At 46.4% G+C, this 774-nt stretch carries 1 protein-coding gene; it reads right to left on the reverse strand.

Features of this window, described 5'->3' with window-relative positions; genetic code table 11:
* On the reverse strand, positions 1-774 hold a 774-nt coding region (locus STRDD13_RS08695; RefSeq protein ID WP_231852571.1), incomplete at both ends, for a toprim domain-containing protein.

Consider the following 774-nt stretch of genomic DNA (forward strand, 5'->3'; position numbering starts at 1 on the left):
CTTCTAAGACAAGGTACCAAGCTTCTCGGACCTCCCCTCCTACCTGAGCGAGGTCATAGGAAGAAATCTCTCCTGTATCCTTCAAAAGCTCATATAGACGCTCCAACTCCGGTGTCTCGAAGTGAAAGTCTGGATTTAAGCGAAATTCATTTAATAAATAAGGTTGCTCCCACAAGCGATACAGGATATGGTGTTCCGTCCGTCGTAAATTACTAATGCGGGGCTGCTGAGGCAGGACATGTCGCTCTTGTCTGTCCAATCGGTCTGTAGAAGAATCGGGCATGTTCGGACCAGTTTGAGTCCGGATTTGCCTTTTTTGAAGCCGTGATTGGTTCACAGCCTGTTCCACTTGATCTAGCGTAAAATCCTGTAACAATTCAGCTACCTTAAGGATGTAGGAATTCTGGGCCGTTATCGACTTGGTCTGTGCAATGACAGGCGCGATGTGGTCGACAAACTCTATCTGCAACTGCAAATTTTCTGGATTTTCCGGCTTCCAATGCTGGATCAGAAATTCCACATCACTCAATCGGGACTTCGTTAAGATGCGAGCTAACTCTTCAGGCGAGTTCTTTGATAAAAACTCATCCGGGTCCATCTTAGAGGGGAAGGTTACGATATCAACTTGGAGCTGATGAAGTTCTTCCAAGGCTTTAAAAGTAGCATTTTGTCCAGCCTCATCTCCGTCATAAGCTAGAACGACCTTTTTCGTATGCTTTTGAAGATGACGAACGTGTTCTGCGGTTAAGGCAGTCCCCACTGGAGGCAACTGCA

Origin of the sequence: Streptococcus sp. DD13, from assembly GCF_001578875.1 — a bacterium.
In the GTDB taxonomy this organism is placed as follows: Bacteria; Bacillota; Bacilli; order Lactobacillales; family Streptococcaceae; genus Streptococcus.